We start from the raw sequence: 16,271 nt of genomic DNA, 5'->3' as shown, positions 1-16,271 counted from the left end.
GCAGCGTAGCCGAGTTTACTCAGTTGGCTGCCCAGAAAATGTAGTCGGCCTGGTACTTCACCACGGCCTGCTGGCCTTTGTTCGCCGCCGTGCATTCGCTGCTCGGCGCCACGCCGCCTTTAAGGGCGACACGCTGGATGTAACTGACGCCACTCATGGCACCTTTACCTTCGGCCGGGTTGGCCTTGACCAGTTGATAGGGCAGGTTGCCTGCACTCGAAGGCGCTACCGCCAGTTGGGTGCCGGTGATTTTCGAGCCATCCTGGGCCTGCCAGGTGGCGGGCGGGCCGAAGTAGTTGCCCACCGGCTTGCCGCTGCGATCATTCAACACGGCTTTGGGGCCGACAAAGAACCATTCGGTCTGGCCGACGGCGTTGGCTTTGTCGCGGCATTCGTAGGTGATTTCGCCGACCCCGGTGGTTTCCATCGCAATCTTGTGCCCGTCCGGCACCTTGATGCTGTCCGGCAAGCCGGTCTGGGCGAAAGCCGCAGGCGCAACGGTGAGTGCAGCCGCAAGGCAGAACAGTGTTTTAGCGTTCATGGGTAGTGCTCCATTTGAGTAAAACAGCGGGGTGACTGCAAGGACTACACGCGAGGCGCACGATTGGATGCACGGGTTAGAAAATAAACCTCAGAGGGCGCACACTGTGCGCCCGCCCCCGAGGAGAAACTCGCAATGACTGGTGTTCACACGTCTGCTCAACAAGGTTTCTCGACCCAGGCCGCCACCTACGCCCAAGGTCGACCGGACTACCCACGCCAACTCACCGGCTGGCTGACCGATACACTGGGTATCAACGCACAGTCGACCGTGATCGACCTGGGGGCCGGCACCGGCAAGTTCACCCGTTTGCTCAGCACCCTGGCGCCCAGCCTGATTGCCGTCGAGCCGGTCGAGGCCATGGGCGCGCAACTGAGCAAACTGTTGCCGGATGTACGCCTGCTCAGCGGCACCGCTGACGCTATCCCTTTGCCGGAGGCCAGCGCCGATGCGCTGGTGTGCGCGCAAGCCTTCCACTGGTTCGCAACCGAGGCCGCACTGGCAGAGATCCACCGCGTGCTCAAGCCTGACGGGCGCCTGGGGCTGGTGTGGAATGTGCGCGATGAGTCGGTGGACTGGGTTGCGGCCATCACCGAAATCATTACGCCCTATGAAGGCGACACGCCGCGTTTTCATACAGGGCATTGGCGCGAAGCCTTCACCGGTGGGTATTTTTCCGCGCCGCAAATGAGCTGTTTTGCCTATCAGCATGTGGGCAGCCCCCAGGAAGTGATCATGGATCGCTTTCTGTCTGTGAGCTTTATCGCGGCGCTACCGGCCGCGCAAAAGGCCACGGTGACCGAGCAATTACGCGGGCTGATCAACACTCACCCGGCGCTGCGCGGGCGTGACACTGTGGCGTTTCCGTATCAGACCCAGGCCTATGTCTGCCATCGTCTGACAGAAAAAGCATAAAGTCAGATCATATTGATATAAGTCGTTATAAGAAAAATCGCTATCCTGCGGCCAGAATTTTATAAGGCCGCGGGTAGTTGTAATGGATGTGGGCAATTTTGGTTTTGTAGTCGCTGGCCTGATCGTTGGTTTTATCGTCGGCATGACCGGTGTTGGCGGCGGGTCCCTGATGACGCCGATCCTGTTGTGGTTCGGCATCAACCCGGCCACCGCCGTGGGCACTGACTTGTTATACGCCGCCATCACCAAGTCCGGTGGGGTGCTGGTACACAGCAAAAACCGCAATATCGACTGGACCATCACTGGCTGGCTGACCTTGGGCAGCGTGCCGGCGGTGCTTTTGACGCTGTGGTTCCTGGCCAGCCTGCACACTGATCCCAGCGCGATGAATGCGGTGATCAAGCAGGCGCTGGGCTTTGTGCTGCTGCTGACGGCGCTGGCAATCCTGTTCAAGAAAAGCCTGTTGGCGTTCGCCCAGCGGCATGCGGGCGATGATTACCACATGAGCCCGCGCAACCTCAACGCACTCACAGTCGTCACCGGCGCGATCCTGGGCACCATGGTTGCGTTGACCTCTATCGGCGCGGGTGCCCTCGGGACTGTGGCGTTGTTTATCTTGTATCCGTTCCTGGCCACGCGGCGTCTGGTCGGCACCGAGATCGCCCACGCCGTGCCGCTGACCCTGGTGGCGGGCCTGGGGCATGCCAGCATGGGCAATATGGACTGGCACTTGCTGGGCTTTTTGCTGATGGGGTCGTTGCCGGGGATTTACCTGGGCAGCCACATGACCGGCAAAGTCCCGGACGGCGTGTTGCGACCGTGTCTGGCGATTATGTTGATGACCATCGGGTATAAGCTCGCGTTCTGAGTGGTACACAGGATCGTTCCCACGCTCTGCGTGGGAATGCCACCCCGGACGCTCTGCGTCCCGCTCTTGAAGCCGTGACGCGGAGCGTCACAGGATGCATGCCCACGCAGAGCGTGGGAACGATCAATTACGCTTTGCCAGGCCCATTCCCGATCTGCCACACAAACGGCGGCTCGGTTCCATTGATCACCCAATCCCCCACGATCCGCGCCTTGTAGATCACCGGGTTATGCGACGACACGGTCCGCGCATTGCGCCAATGGCGATCCAGCGCTTTACCCTGGCGCACATCCGACGCCCCCAGTGCATTGAACAGCTCACTGGTAGCCCGCTGAATCAACTCCGACACCACCACCTGCGCTGTCGCCGATTCAATCTCGGCAGCCACGTTTGCCTCACGCTCAGCCACCTCATCCCCGGCAAATCTTGCCAAGTAAGCCCGTTGCGCCGGCACCGCAGCTTTCAACGCACTGGCCTCGGCGGCATACACCAGCGCGGCCACTTCGCCCACCACTTGCTGCACCTGCGGGTCCTGGCTGACATGTGCGGCATTGCCATGGCTGTAGATGCGTTTGCGGCTGCGCACCTGCTGCGCCACGTCGTTGAGCGCCGCACGGCCAATACCGGCCAGGCTTGCCAGCAGCACCAACTGGTAAAACGCGGTCTGGTATTTGAAGCGGGTGGCGAAGTCGATCACGTTGTCAGCCTCAACCACCGCATCGGTAAACCGTGTGGTGCCGCTGCCCGTGGTGCGTTGGCCGAACCCGTCCCAGTCATCACGTTGCACCACGCCGGGCTGGTGCGTGCGGGTGGCGGCGATCACGTCGGCGCCGGTGTCGCTGCGCTGGGCGTACACGTCGATCCAGTCGGAGAAAATGCTCCCGGTGCTGTAGAACTTTTCGCCGTTGAGCTTCCAGTGATCGCCATCCGGGCTGACCTGAGTGACCACATCGCCGATGGCCACAGTGCCGATTTCGGTCCAGGCGCAACCGACGATATCGCCGTCGACAAACCGCTTGAACCACAGGTCGCGACCCGCGCTGGGTGGCGCGTTCAGGCGGTCTTCGGCAAAGGCGAAGTGCCCGCGCAGCGCCTGGGGCACATTGGAGTCGGCCGCCGCCAGTTCGATCAGCAGCTCAAACAATTGCGGCAGGGACGCGCCGCCACCGCCGTATTCCACCGGCACCCGCACCGCGCCGAACCCTGCGTGTTTGAGCCACTCAATCGGCTCATAGGGCAGGGCGCGCGCTTGTTCACGTGCCACGGCACCTTCGGCGATGCGCTGGAAGATCGGCCGAAAGCGCGCGGCAAGTGTGGGGTAATCGACGCCGATGGACAGCGGGTTGATGACATGTTGCTCGGTCATGGGATACGGCTCCTGGGCAGTGATCAATGGTGAGCTGATTGCACAGTCCGTGCCGGGCGGCGCAGCCCGTATTTACTGGGGATGGATCCAAACTGCTGTTGCCCCAGCAACAGTAAATCGACAAAACAAGGCCATCCGCGACATTCGCCGGCTTGGCAAAAACCACAGCGATATACGCCGCAACGCCCGTGGGGTGGCGCTTTGATGATGTCTGGCACGCTTGCTGCTCAAGCCTGGTTACATCCTTCTTTCGTGCGAGGTACTGCCAGATGAGTCAGCAAGCCGTGAAATTTGCCTATTGGGTGCCCAACGTCAGCGGTGGGCTGGTGGTCAGCAAGATCGAACAGCGCACGCACTGGGGCATCGACTACAACCGCAAGCTCGCGCAGTTGGCCGAGGCGGCCGGCTTCGAATATGGCCTGACGCAAATTCGCTTCACCGCCGGCTACGGTGCCGACAATCAGCATGAGTCTGTAGCGTTCAGCCATGCGTTGCTGGCGGCGACCACTAGGCTCAAGGTGATCGCCGCGATCCTGCCTGGCCCTTGGCAGCCGGCGCTGGCGGCCAAGCAGCTGGCGACCATCGACCAGCTCACCAATGGGCGCATCGCGGTGAATATCGTCAGTGGCTGGTTCAAGGGCGAATTCCAGGCCATCGGCGAACCCTGGCTGGAACATGACGAACGTTATCGCCGTTCCGAGGAGTTTATCCGTGCCCTCCAAGGCATCTGGAGCCAGGACGATTTCACTTTCAAGGGCGACTTCTACCGCTTCAACAATTACAGCCTCAAACCCAAGCCACTCGGCCAGCCGGAAGTGTTCCAGGGCGGCAGCTCACGGGCGGCGCGGGACATGGCGGCACGCGTGTCGGACTGGTACTTCACCAACGGCAACACGCCCGAAGGCATCAAGGCCCAGGTTGACGATCTCCGCATCAAGGCCGCGGCCAATCACCACTCGGTGAAAGTGGGTGTAAACGCGTTTGTGATCGCCCGCGACACCGAAGAAGAAGCCCGCGCCGTGCTCGCCGAAATCATCGACAAGGCCGACCCCGAAGCGGTGAATGCGTTTGGCGATGCGGCCAAACAGGCGGGCAAGGCCTCACCGGAAGGCGAGGGTAACTGGGCCAAGTCCAGCTTTGAAGACCTGGTGCAATACAACGACGGCTTCAAGACCAACCTGATTGGCACGCCGCAGCAGATCGCCGAGCGCATTGTCGCGCTCAAGGCCGTGGGCGTGGACCTGATACTGGCCGGCTTCCTGCATTTTCAGGAAGAGGTCGAATACTTCGGCCAGCGCGTCCTGCCGCTGGTGCGCGAGCTGGAAGCCAAGGCCGGCGTCAAGCAGGTGGCTTAAACAACACGACGGCCGCGCGCAATTTGTTATTGCCAAAACGGCACATGCGCTCGAACTCCCCATGGCTGACCGGCAGATGCTGGCAGTCCAGGGATTGGCGATGCTGGCTGTGGTCCACGTCGGGGTCGTGCAGGTAGACGAACTCTTCATCGCAGTCGGTGACCATCACCCAATGTGGCGACTTGGAACGGGTGAGGCGGTAGCTGCTGATCAGTACCAGCGGCTGCCCGCCGGCCTGCAATACCTGCGGTAAATCCAGCGCGCCGCCGAATACCTGTTCGACGTCGCTGCCGACCAATTCCTCTTCAAACGCCTCATGCACTAAGCGCATCACGTCCTTTTTGTGCTGGTCGCGCACGCCATCCAGAAACAACGGCCCGCGCACATTCACCTGCATACGCACCCGAAAACCCCGGCGCCAGGCCGCCAACGCCAAGCCTTGCGGGCTGCAGCCGCCATGGCCTGCGGTCATGAACACGGTGGTGGCTTCACGCCAGATCTGCAGTTCTTCGCGCCGCCCGGCCACGCGCCCAGGCAGCAACGCGCCCATGGCCATCAGCAAGCACGCGGCGCCACAGGTGAAGTCGGTGGTCTGTTGGTAATACGGCACGCTCTGGGGGCGTGCGACCTGGTGCTGGAGGATGCGTTTTTCCAGTCGAATAGCGGCGGTGTGATCTTCGTAATAGTCATTGATCAGCGCAAAGCGGCGATAGCCGTTGCGCTCGTACAGCGCCAGGGCGCCGGGGTTGTCGGTGCGTACTTCCAGGCGCAGATAGGCGCAATCATGTTCCAGGGCGCAGGCCTCGATGCGCGTCAGCAATTGCTTGCCCAAGCCCATGCCGCGCGCACGCTCGGCGATGGCGATGGAGTACAGGCGCGCCAATGAAGTGCCGCGATGGAACAGCACCAGTGCATAACCTTGCAACTGCGCATCATTTTCCGCCACCAGCAACTGGCCATGGGCACGGCTGATCATCCACTGGAAACTGCGCAACGAGAGCCGGTCGGTGGTGAAACAGTGCTGTTCCAGTGCGACCAATTCAGGCACATCAGCAGGGGTTGCAACGCGAAAGGAAAGAGCCATATAACCGCCGTAAAAGTTGCGTAACGAAACGGGACTTCTCTAAAAGATCGTGCTTAATAGAAAAGGTCGAGTTCTCTAAAGCGGATCAAATATTATGTCAGCGGTACAAGGTCATTGGCGTGAAGTATCCGAGCAAAACGTCGCGGCGACAATAACTTCCAGCGGTTATTTTTCGGTCGCAAGCAAAGGTTCCAGCCAAGTGGTGATCATTGTCGAACGCAAGGAAGATTGGGCCTCTTACTTCCCCAGCGAAGACATCGTGACCGCCCAGGAATACCTTGAACAAACCCGTGAAAGCGAGACGGGCAAGCGTGTGCAGGTGATCAACCTGTGCCGCAGCTACAAGTATCTGGGGCACGGCTACTACTGCTCGTTGTTGGCCGAAGCGCGCGGCCACAAGGTGATTCCGTCGGTACGCACCATCAGTGAACTGACTAAAAAGTCGCTGTATGGCTTGTCACTGGATGACCTGGATAAAACCCTCGATAAAGCCTTGAGTCATCACCTTTACAGCAATACCGAAGGCTTTACCCTGACACTTTATTTTGGTCGAACCAATATAGAGCCGCTGCAAGAGTTGGCCCGCCAGTTATTTGAAACCTTCCCGTGCCCGATCTTGTTAGTTGAGTTTCGCAAACACAATGGCTGGCACATCGACGGGGTCAAGTCCGGGGTCTTGCACAAGTTGCGCGATGACCAGGAAGACCAGTTCGCCCACGCCCTCGACAACTTCAGCCGCAAGATCTGGCGCCAGCCGCGCTCACGCCGCTTGGCGCGGTATGACCTGGCGATTCTTCACGACCCGCAGGAGCAACTGCCGCCGTCCAATGCTCGCGCCCTGGAAAACTTCGTGCGGGTCGGCAAAGGGCTGGGCATCGATGTGGAACTGATCGAGCGCAAGGATTACTCACGGCTGGCCGAGTACGACGCCTTGCTGATCCGCGAGACCACCAGTGTCGACAACCACACCTATCGCTTCGCCAAAAAAGCCGAAAGCGAAGGCCTGGTGGTCATGGACGACCCGGCATCGATCCTGCGCTGTACCAACAAGGTCTACCTCACTGACCTGCTCAACAGCCATCAACTGGGCATGCCCGCCACCGAGATTCTCTACAAGGAGCGACCGCAAGATTTCGAAAGGGTCGGCGAGCGCCTGGGTTTCCCGCTGGTGTTGAAGATCCCCGACGGCTGCTTCTCGCGCGGCGTAATCAAGGTGGAAAGCCAGGAAGCCCTGCTCAAGGCCACCGCCGAGTTGTTCGAACACTCTGTGCTGCTGCTGGCCCAGGAGTTTTTCTACACCGAGTACGACTGGCGCATCGGTGTGCTCAACCGCAAGCCGATCTTTGCCTGCCAATACTTCATGTCCAAGGGCCACTGGCAGATTTATAACCACAAGGCTATCGGCCAGGACATAAACGGCGAATGCCGCACCCTGGCGGTTCATGAAGCGCCCAAGGCAGTGGTGGAACTGGCGGTCAAAACCGCCAACCTGATCGGCGACGGCCTCTACGGTGTCGACCTCAAGCAGTCCGGCGACAAAGTGGTGGTGATCGAGGTCAACGACAACCCCAATATGGACGCCGGTATCGAAGATGCCTATTTGCAAGACGACCTGTATGCGCTGGTGCTCGAGGAGTTTGTACGGCGATTGGAGTTGAAACGCCAGGGCCAGGGCTGGTGACGCGCGATGATTCAGCGCTTTGAACTGACCGACGGAAAACTGTGCAAGGCGGACAAGGACGACGCTGCAATCATGCTGTTCAACAACCCGGACGCGGCCGAGCGCGAGTGGTTGCGCGACCATCACAAACTCGACGAGCACGCCCTGGCTTCGGCGCTTGACCCAGATGAAGTCTCACGCATCGAGTTTCACCCCGATAACCTGTTCCTGATCTGGAAACGCCCGGAGAACTACTCGGGCGGCGGCAGCCTGATGTTCGAAGTGGCCTCCTGCGGGCTATTGTTTTCACCCGGCCGCCTGCTGGTGATCGCCACGGATGACACCCCACTCTCCGGGCTCGGCGCGCGTCGGCCGTTGCATACGCCGCTGGATGTGCTGCTTGATCTGCTGCTTAACAACATTCACCACTACCTGGGCCACCTCAAGGTGATCAAGCTGGTGGCGCGGGAGTTGCAGCAACAGTTCAATGCGTCGATGAGCAACCAGCACCTGATGCAGATGTTTAACCTCAGTGAAAGCCTGATCTATTACATCAACGCGCTGCACAGCAATGGCGCGGTGTTGTCGCGGTTGCGCAACCACGCGGAAAAGGAGCATTTCAGCGCCGAGGTGCTGGGGTTGATCGATGACCTGATCATTGAGAACCACCAGTGCTACAAGCAGGCGGAGATCTACTCCAACGTGTTTTCCGGGCTGATCGATGCACGCGGCAACCTGATGAACAACAGCATGAACAACCTGCTGCGCAAGCTGACGTTGATCAACGTGGTGTTTCTGCCGCTCAACCTGATCGCCAGCGTGGGCGGCATGTCGGAGTTCAGCATGATGACGGCGGGCACGCCGTGGTGGGTGTCATACCCGCTGTTGATGGTGGCGATGGGCGTTGGGGCGGGGTTGATGGTGTTCGGGCTCAAGCGCATCGCAGGCGGCGCCAGCCGCGCGTGAACACATTGCAGTTTGTGGGAACTGACAGGTAAGGTGGCCAAACTCCTTCGTGGCGAGCGGGCTTGCCCCGCGTTGGGCTGCGAAGCGGCCCCAAACCAGGCGCTGAGTTCTTTCAGGAAACATCCCTGTGCCATTACTGGGGCTGCTGCGCAACCCAACGCGGGGCAAGCCCGCTCGCCACAACAGCGCTCCTGTGCAAGCGGTGTGTCAGTGACACACAGTCGATGCTATCGCAGGCAAGCCAGCTCCCACAGGTTTACGGTTGCAGCGTCAGCACTTCAAAGCCGTCCGCCGTCACCGCCACGGTATGTTCCCACTGCGCCGACAGGCTGTTGTCCTTGGTCACCACCGTCCAGCCATCCTTGAGGTCGCGCACCTTGGCGCTGCCCTGGTTGAGCATCGGCTCGATGGTAAACACCATGCCTTCGCGCAGTTCCAGCCCGGTGCCGGGGCGGCCGAAGTGCAGCACTTGGGGTTCCTCGTGCATCTGCCGGCCGATGCCGTGGCCGCAATACTCACGCACCACGCTGTAGCCGTTGGCTTGCGCATGGCTCTGGATCGCATGGCCGATATCGCCCAGGCGTGCGCCGGGGCGGACCTGGCGAATGCCGGCCCACATGGCTTCGAAGGTCTGTTCCACCAGGCGCCGGGCCTTGGGCGCCACGCTGCCAATCATGTACATCTTGCTGGAGTCAGCGATAAAACCGCCTTTTTCCAGGGTGATGTCGATGTTGATGATGTCGCCGTCTTTCAACACATCCTTGGCACTGGGCATGCCATGACACACCACTTCGTTGATCGAGGTGTTGATGCAAAAGGGGTAGTCGTATTGCCCAAGACTCGCCGGCCGGGCTTTGAGCTCGTTGCGGATGAAGGCTTCGACGGCGCTGTCCAGCTCCAGGGTCGAACGTCCGGCGGCGACAAAGCCGTCGAGCATGCTGAATACCTGGGCCAGCAGGCGTCCGGATTCGCGCATCACGGCCAGTTGTGCGGGTGTCTTGATCATCAGCCGCGCCCTCGGATCAGGTCGGGTTTGTCCAGCAACAGCTTGTTGATCAGCTCGTTGTAGGGCAGGTGCGGGTTGAGTTCGGCCAACAGGCCGATCTTGATCCAGAACTCGGCCTGGGCATTGATGGAGCGGTCCATGGCGGCGCTGGCCAGGCGAAGCTGTTCGTGCAGTTGGTCGGTAATCTTGACGATGCCCATGGGTTTCACTGTGTTAGATGGATATACAAAGCGTATACGTTTCGTATATCTCTCGTAAACCCCAACCCGCTAAATGGCCACAGGCCATTGACTTGCCCAGCCACCGCCGGTTAATTTCGGTGCATGACCTTTCCAGCCTTGCGCCGCCAGCCGAGCACTATTATTACCGCCATTCCTCATTTGGCGGGATAGCACACGGCTGCACCCAAACCCGCCCTAGAGGCGGGTTTTGTTTTTCCGACTCCTGGGCAGCACACCAACACCAGGAGACGCCCATGAGTACCCACCGCGCCGCGCAAACCGCCAATAACGGGCTGCTTGAGCACTACGTGAAAAAGATCCTCGCCGCTCCGGTTTACGACGTGGCAGTGCGCACGCCCTTGCAATCGGCGCCTGCGTTGTCGGCGCTATTGGGCAACCAAGTGCTGCTCAAGCGGGAAGATTTGCAGCCGACGTTTTCCTTCAAGATCCGTGGCGCCTACAACAAACTGGTGCAACTCGGCGATGAGCAGAAAGCCCGTGGGGTGGTGACCGCCTCGGCGGGTAATCATGCGCAGGGCGTGGCATTGGCGGCGCGGGAACTGGGCATCAAGGCCCGCATCGTCATGCCGTGCAGTACGCCGGAATTGAAGGTGCTGGGCGTGCGCTCCCGTGGCGCCGAGGCGGTATTGCGTGGCGAAAGCTTTCCGTTTGCCCTGGCCCACGCATTGCAGTTGGCCGAGGCGTCGGGTTGCACCTTTGTTTCGCCGTTCGATGACCCCGATGTGATCGCCGGCCAAGGCACAGTGGCCATGGAAATACTGCGCCAGCAGCAAGGCCCGCTGCACGCGATCTTCGTGCCGGTGGGCGGCGGCGGCCTGATCGCCGGGATTGCCGCCTATGTCAAATACCTGCGGCCCGAGGTGCGCATTGTCGGCGTCGAACCCGAGGGTTCCAGTTGTCTGCTGGCTGCCTTGCGCGCCGGTGAGCGGGTGGTGCTGCCCAGTGTCGACGGGTTTGCCGATGGCACCGCGGTGGCGCAGATCGGCGCCTATGGCTTTGAGATCTGCCGCGATTGGGTCGATGAAGTGATCACCGTCAGCAATGACGAACTGTGCAGCGCCATCAAGTTGATCTACGACGATACGCGCTCCATCACTGAGCCTTCAGGCGCACTGGCGGTGGCGGGCGTTCGCAAGTACGTCACCCAAAACGGCGTGCGCGGGCAGACCTTGGTGGCAGTGAATTCAGGGGCCAATATCAACTTTGATAGTTTGCGACATGTTGCGGAGAGAGTAGCGGCGCAAAGTGTAACTTAGTGCATAAACGTTTAATCGACGCGGTTCGACGAGGATGCTGGCTACACGAACCGGCTTATATAACGCGCCGTTGTGCTTATGAGGAAAAGTTACAACAGCAACGGACTTTGCCGAGTAGGCTTATTGACTATAAACGTCTGCCAAGGTCGGTAAGACGTGGTGGGCCTGCGCCTGCCGGACACACAAAAATCTGTTGGCAGTCTCAAAAAAGGAGAGGTTGGCCATGCTTTCGGAACTAGAGCTACGCAGTATTATTGAAGGAAGTTTCCTGCCCAAGCGGTGCGAATGCACCAAAGCCGAAGACGCCTCGTTGACGATCAAGGTGTATGACGACCGCGACCGTGACCGGGTGGATTTGGAAGTCAAAGGTATCAACGCGGAAAAACTCGACAGCAGTCGAGCCATTTGCAACCTGATCAGCGGGTTGCGCGAAGACCTCAAGCACACTCAAGCGCCTGCTCAGCAAAGAGTGGCGGGGCGCGGCTACTAGTCAGCCAAGTGTTTGAGAGTGATTCACCGACGACCTGTGGGCCTGGTAAACGCCAGGCCCAATGCGGTGTGTTTCAATTCTGAAAATCGCAGGCTTCGGACATTTTTCGGTAGCCCACATCTTCGATCTTCCCGGCTTTGTCCACGAACTTGATATCGGCGTTGATCACCTTGCACACGTCGGTGTCTTCCTCGTGCATGGCGATCACTTTGTCGACGTTCAAGGGCATGCCGTATTGATACTGCACAGGCTTGGCGGCGGTGTCGGCCTGGGCCATCCCCGACACCGCGGCAAGGGCCAAGGTGGCGGTGAATAACAAGGTACGCAGTTTCATGGTGGTGCTCCGCAAGTGAGTTCGAATTCACTCTCGGCTTGCGGGATTAACCATCGATTAATTTTGCCTTGGCTGACAAAACCTTCATGAAACCCAGGCTTCAGCCCAACTGCTGGCGATATGGCAGGTCCGGCCCGGTCTTGCTGCAGGTCAGCGCGGCGGCGCGGATCGCGAAGCCCAGCATGCTGTCGATCTGCGCGCGTGTCAGCTGTTGCAGGCCGTCAATGGAATCCAGCTGCTGCTCGGTCAACCAGGCAATCAACGCGGCCTGGAAGGTGTCGCCAGCGCCCACCGTATCGGCCATCTCCACCTTGACCGCAGGTTGCGACCAACTGCCGTGCTGGCGGCTGAACACGCTGGCGCCATCGCCGCCACGGGTGAGGAACACCAATTGGCAACGGTGCTGCAACCAGCCTTGCAGCACGCTCTCGGGCGACTGGTCGGGGTAGAGCAGGTGCAGGTCTTCATCGCTGACTTTAATCATGTCGGCATGCTTGACCAACTCGGCTACGCGTTCACGCCACAGCTGGATATCCGGTTGCGGGTTGAGCCGCACATTGGGGTCCAGGCTGATCAGGCGTTTGCCGCTTTCGCGTTTGACCAGGCTCAGCAGGGTGTCGCCGATCGGCTGCACCACCAGCGAAAACGAGCCGATATGCACGCCACGAACCTCATCGCCCAAGGTCGGCAGATGCTCAAGCGTCAATTGCCGATCGGCGCAGCCTTCGCCGCGAAAGCTGTATTGCGGTGAGCCGTTGGCGCCCACGGCAACCATCGCCAGGGTGGTTGGCGCGGCAAACTCAAGCAGAAACTGCTGGCTGACGCCTTCGTCCTTGAGCACTTGCAGCAAGCGCTGGCCAAGGAAGTCGTTGGACACGCCACCCAACAGCGCGGACTCAATGCCCAGGCGGCGCAAACCCACGGCCACGTTGAACGGCGAACCACCGGCAATGGCCTTGTAATTGACCCTGGAAGCCTGCCCGCTGGCATCCTCCTCGCTGAAAAAATCGAACAGCGCTTCGCCACACACCAGATACATAGTCGTTCGCTCTTAAAGGGTTGCCACGAGCTGCTGATAGCGCTCGTAAGCCTGTTGATAGGCACTGACATTGGCCGCCACCGGCAGCGTGCGGCTGCTTGGGTCGACACTCACACATTTGTCGCACAGGCTGGCCAGGGTGTCGCCGGACTGGCTCCACGCCGCCTGGATCGCCGCGCCCAGGGCAGCGGCTTCGCTTTGTTCGGTACACACCACTTCGGTGTTCATGATATCGGCGACCATTTGCCGCCACACCGGGCTTTTCGAGCCGCCGCCGATCAGGCGGATGCTGTGGCTTTGCAGGCCGGTCTGGCGCAGCAGGTCGAGGCCGTAGCGCAGGCCGAAGGTGGTGCCCTCGACCACCGCGCGACACAGGTTGGCGCGGGTCAGGTTGGTCATGGTCAGCCCGTGGAGGCTGCCGGTGGCGTGGGGCAGGGCGGGCACGCGTTCGCCATTGAGGAACGGCAGCATGCTCACGCCATCGGCGCCAATCGGCGCTTGCGCAACCAGGCTGTTGAAGGTCGCAAGGTCAAGCTCGAACAGCTCGCGAATCACCCCGGTGGCGTTGGTCAGGTTCATGGTGCAGATCAACGGCAGCCAGCCACCGCTGGACGAACAGAAGGTCGCGACCGAGGCTTGCGGGCTGACATTCGGCTGGTCGGCAAATGCGTAGACGGTGCCGGACGAACCCAGGCTCATGGTGATCACGCCGGGAGCGATATTGCCGGTGCCGATGGCGCCCATCATGTTGTCGCCGCCGCCGCTGGACACCTTGGCATTGGGGTTGATCCCCAGGCGTTCGGCGATGGCCGGCAGGATGCTGCCGATAGCTTGATTCGCCGCAATCAACGCGGGCAGGGCTTTTTCCAGGCGCCCGCTCGGGTCGATGTGCGTAAGCAGGGCCACGTCCCACTCGCGGCTGCGCACGTTGAAGTAGCCGGTGCCCGACGCATCGCCGTATTCCGCCACGGCGCGGCCGGTGAGCCAGTAGTTGAGGTAGTCGTGGGGCAGCAGGATATGCGCGATGCGTGCGAACACGTCCGGGTGTTGTTCGCGGGTCCACAGCAGTTTCGACACGGTATAGCCCGGCGCAATCGCCACGCCGAGGCGTTCCAGCGAGCCGCTTTCGCCGCCCAGGTACGCCAGCAGGCGGTCGTTCTCCGGGGCGGTTTCGGTGTCGCACCAGAGTTTGGCCGGGCGTAGCACCTCACCGTGCTCGTCCAGTAGCACCAGCCCGTGCTGCTGGCCGGAGACGCCGATGCCGAGAATGTCCTGGCCGTCCACGCCAGCCTGTTGCAGGGCGCGGTGAGTGGCTTCGGTAAAGGCATCCAGCCATTCCTGGGTGTGCTGTTCGCGACGGCCATTGGCGCCGCTGATCAGCGTATGCGCGGCGGCGCCCAGGCCCAGGACCTTGCCGCTGGACGCGTCGAGGACGATGGCTTTGGTGCCCTGGGTGCCGCAATCGATGCCGAGGTACAGGTTTTGCTGGGTCATGAAGGAGTGCTCAGCAGTATTATTCTTGGATTGATAGCCCGATTAAATGTGGACGCTGGTCTGTGTGGGAGCTGGCTTGCCTGCGATGCCAGCACCTCGGTCTATCAGTCAAACCCAGGTGATGCTATCGCAGGCAAGCCAGCTCCCACACAAGCCAGCTCCCACATTTTTAATCGGGTGTTTTCAGCAGTTGCTGCAGTGTTGCGGTGACGCCGTTGTCGCGCAAGCTGACAAAGCACCGCTCAAACGCTGCCACAAACTCAGCCGAGTTGGGAATAGCCTTGCCAAAAATATCTTCCACACCCAGCAGGCGTTGGCTGATCAGCGCATCGTCACTCACCAGCCCTTGGCAGAACTCGGCGCGTGGATCGGGGATCTTGTAAGTCACGCCGTTTTCATCAACGCCTTTGAGGTACAACGCCCAGGCGGCGACAACCAACGCCGCGCGCTCAGTCTCACGCCCATCGGCAATCAAGCGATTGATGGTCGGTACGGTGAACTTGGGAAACTTCGACGAGCCATCGGAACATACACGCTCCAACTGGTCGGCAATCGCCTGGTTGGAAAAACGATCCACCAGCGTCTGCTTGTACTGGGTCAAATCGATGCCCGGCACCGGCGCCAGGTTTGGCGTGACGTCCAGGTCCATGTAGGCACGCATGTAGGCCACAAACACCGGGTCATTCATGGTGTCGTGCACAAACCGATAACCCTTGAGAAAACCCAGGTAGGTAAGGGCCAGGTGGCTGCCATTGAGCAGGCCGATCTTCATTTCTTCGTAAGGCGTGACGTCATCGGTGAACTGCACACCGACGGTTTCCCACGCCGGGCGGCCGTTAACGAATTTGTCTTCCAGCACCCATTGCACGAACGGCTCGCACACCACTGGCCAGGCGTCGTCGATGCCGTGCTCATCGTGCAGTTGCAGGCGGTGGGCGGTGCTGGTCATCGGCGTGATGCGGTCGACCATGGCATTCGGGAAGCTCACGTTGGCCTTGATCCAGTCATGCAGCTCGGCGTTGTGCAGGGCGGCAAATGCCAGCAGGGCCTTGCGTGTGACGGCGCCGTTGTGCGGCAGGTTATCGCAGGACATCACGGTAAACGCCGGGGTCCCGGCGGTGCGGCGTTGGGTCAGTGCGGCGCAGATAAACCCGAACACGGTTTTCGGTGCATTAGGGTGCGCCAGGTCGTGCTGGATCTGCGGCAGGTGCGCCATGAACTCGCCGTTACTGTCATCGATGCAGTAGCCGCCTTCGGTGATGGTCAGCGAGACAATCCGAATCTCAGGGCTGGCCAGCTTGTCGATCAGCGCCTGGGCGCCGTCTTCGGCCAGCAGCATGTCGCTGATGGCGCCGATCACGCGCACTTCGGTGTCGTCGGTGTCGCCCAGTTCATACAGGGTGAACAGGTAATCCTGGCCGGCCAGGTCGTCGCGGGCCTTGCGGTCCTCGCTGCGCAGGCCGACGCCGCAGATGCTCCAGTCCAGGCCAACGCCGGTATTCATCAGCGCATCGGTGTAATACGCCTGATGCGCACGGTGGAAACCGCCGACGCCGATATGCGCGATGCCCTGGGAGGTGCTCGCAATGGCGTAGGCCGGAATTTTTACTTGCGGCGCCAATTGGGTGAGGTTCTGTTTATTCAGTTTCATCACA

Annotated in this window: 16 protein-coding genes; 7 read left to right on the top strand and 9 right to left on the bottom strand. The window is 60.5% G+C overall.

What is annotated here, in order from left to right; translation table 11 throughout:
• Nucleotides 1-19 precede the first annotated feature (19 nt).
• A complete protein-coding gene (locus AB4P96_RS18470) occupies nucleotides 20-541 on the bottom strand; it encodes a DUF3455 domain-containing protein (protein WP_017135037.1) in 522 nt (173 codons plus the stop codon).
• 135 nt (nucleotides 542-676) lie between these two features.
• Between AB4P96_RS18470 and AB4P96_RS18465 the strand changes: the two genes are divergently transcribed.
• Both AB4P96_RS18465 and AB4P96_RS18460 read left to right on the top strand, forming a co-directional pair.
• A complete protein-coding gene (locus tag AB4P96_RS18465) occupies nucleotides 677-1,456 on the top strand; it encodes a class I SAM-dependent methyltransferase (RefSeq protein WP_017135038.1) in 780 nt (259 codons plus the stop codon).
• An 82-nt stretch (nucleotides 1,457-1,538) separates the two neighbouring features.
• The gene (locus tag AB4P96_RS18460) at nucleotides 1,539-2,324 is read left to right on the top strand and encodes a sulfite exporter TauE/SafE family protein (protein WP_017135039.1); all 786 of its coding nucleotides are present in this window, start codon (nucleotides 1,539-1,541) and stop codon (nucleotides 2,322-2,324) included.
• Nucleotides 2,325-2,451: 127 nt separating this feature from the next.
• On the opposite strand, the gene AB4P96_RS18455 is transcribed toward AB4P96_RS18460, so the two are convergent.
• Complete coding sequence (locus tag AB4P96_RS18455) at nucleotides 2,452-3,690, bottom strand: acyl-CoA dehydrogenase family protein (RefSeq protein ID WP_138453614.1); 1,239 nt, start codon at nucleotides 3,688-3,690, stop codon at nucleotides 2,452-2,454.
• 269 nt (nucleotides 3,691-3,959) lie between these two features.
• On the opposite strand from AB4P96_RS18455, the gene sfnG reads away from it, so the two are divergent.
• On the top strand, nucleotides 3,960-5,045 hold the full coding sequence (gene sfnG, locus AB4P96_RS18450; RefSeq protein WP_395599909.1) for a dimethylsulfone monooxygenase SfnG: 1,086 nt from the start codon (nucleotides 3,960-3,962) through the stop codon (nucleotides 5,043-5,045).
• On the opposite strand, the gene AB4P96_RS18445 is transcribed toward sfnG, so the two are convergent.
• Entirely contained in the window at nucleotides 5,029-6,129 is a 1,101-nt protein-coding gene (locus AB4P96_RS18445; protein ID WP_169988523.1) for a GNAT family N-acetyltransferase/peptidase C39 family protein, read from the bottom strand. The genes sfnG and AB4P96_RS18445 overlap by 17 nt on opposite strands.
• Nucleotides 6,130-6,223: 94 nt before the next feature.
• Between AB4P96_RS18445 and AB4P96_RS18440 the strand changes: the two genes are divergently transcribed.
• Nucleotides 6,224-7,810 (top strand): RimK family protein, encoded by a 1,587-nt coding sequence (locus AB4P96_RS18440; protein WP_395599908.1) that lies wholly within the window; start codon nucleotides 6,224-6,226, stop codon nucleotides 7,808-7,810.
• A gap of 6 nt (nucleotides 7,811-7,816) precedes the next feature.
• Nucleotides 7,817-8,755 carry a magnesium transporter CorA family protein gene (locus AB4P96_RS18435; protein ID WP_170038443.1) on the top strand — a complete coding sequence of 313 codons (939 nt, stop codon included), beginning with the start codon at nucleotides 7,817-7,819 and terminating at the stop codon, nucleotides 8,753-8,755.
• A 256-nt stretch (nucleotides 8,756-9,011) separates the two neighbouring features.
• Here the strand turns inward: AB4P96_RS18435 and map are convergent, their stop codons facing one another.
• Nucleotides 9,012-9,761, bottom strand: a complete 750-nt coding sequence (gene map, locus AB4P96_RS18430) for a type I methionyl aminopeptidase (RefSeq protein WP_017135044.1) — start codon at nucleotides 9,759-9,761, stop codon at nucleotides 9,012-9,014.
• The gene (locus tag AB4P96_RS18425; protein ID WP_017135045.1) at nucleotides 9,761-9,961 is read right to left on the bottom strand and encodes a ParD-like family protein; all 201 of its coding nucleotides are present in this window, start codon (nucleotides 9,959-9,961) and stop codon (nucleotides 9,761-9,763) included. The genes map and AB4P96_RS18425 overlap by 1 nt, the downstream gene beginning before the upstream one ends.
• A gap of 275 nt (nucleotides 9,962-10,236) precedes the next feature.
• On the opposite strand from AB4P96_RS18425, the gene ilvA reads away from it, so the two are divergent.
• Together ilvA and AB4P96_RS18415 are read left to right on the top strand one after the other, a co-directional pair.
• Nucleotides 10,237-11,259, top strand: coding sequence for a threonine ammonia-lyase, biosynthetic (ilvA, locus tag AB4P96_RS18420; RefSeq protein WP_177034847.1), 1,023 nt, complete (start codon nucleotides 10,237-10,239; stop codon nucleotides 11,257-11,259).
• Between the two features lie 223 nt (nucleotides 11,260-11,482).
• Nucleotides 11,483-11,749 (top strand): DUF1652 domain-containing protein, encoded by a 267-nt coding sequence (locus AB4P96_RS18415; RefSeq protein ID WP_017135047.1) that lies wholly within the window; start codon nucleotides 11,483-11,485, stop codon nucleotides 11,747-11,749.
• Nucleotides 11,750-11,822: 73 nt separating this feature from the next.
• Here the strand turns inward: AB4P96_RS18415 and AB4P96_RS18410 are convergent, their stop codons facing one another.
• From AB4P96_RS18410 to AB4P96_RS18395, 4 genes are all read right to left on the bottom strand, one after another.
• Nucleotides 11,823-12,083, bottom strand: coding sequence for a DUF2790 domain-containing protein (locus AB4P96_RS18410; protein ID WP_099548257.1), 261 nt, complete (start codon nucleotides 12,081-12,083; stop codon nucleotides 11,823-11,825).
• A 100-nt stretch (nucleotides 12,084-12,183) separates the two neighbouring features.
• Entirely contained in the window at nucleotides 12,184-13,122 is a 939-nt protein-coding gene (locus AB4P96_RS18405; RefSeq protein WP_395599907.1) for a carbohydrate kinase, read from the bottom strand.
• Between the two features lie 12 nt (nucleotides 13,123-13,134).
• Entirely contained in the window at nucleotides 13,135-14,616 is a 1,482-nt protein-coding gene (gene xylB, locus AB4P96_RS18400) for a xylulokinase (protein WP_395599906.1), read from the bottom strand.
• A 169-nt stretch (nucleotides 14,617-14,785) separates the two neighbouring features.
• Nucleotides 14,786-16,267, bottom strand: coding sequence for a mannitol dehydrogenase family protein (locus AB4P96_RS18395; protein WP_395599905.1), 1,482 nt, complete (start codon nucleotides 16,265-16,267; stop codon nucleotides 14,786-14,788).
• Nucleotides 16,268-16,271: the final 4 nt, after the last annotated feature.

The organism is Pseudomonas sp. B19125 (assembly GCF_044218855.1).
Lineage (GTDB): Bacteria > Pseudomonadota > Gammaproteobacteria > Pseudomonadales > Pseudomonadaceae > Aquipseudomonas > Aquipseudomonas edaphica.
Note: the sequence above shows the minus strand (reverse complement) of the source record. Positions and strands in the feature narration are given on the sequence as shown.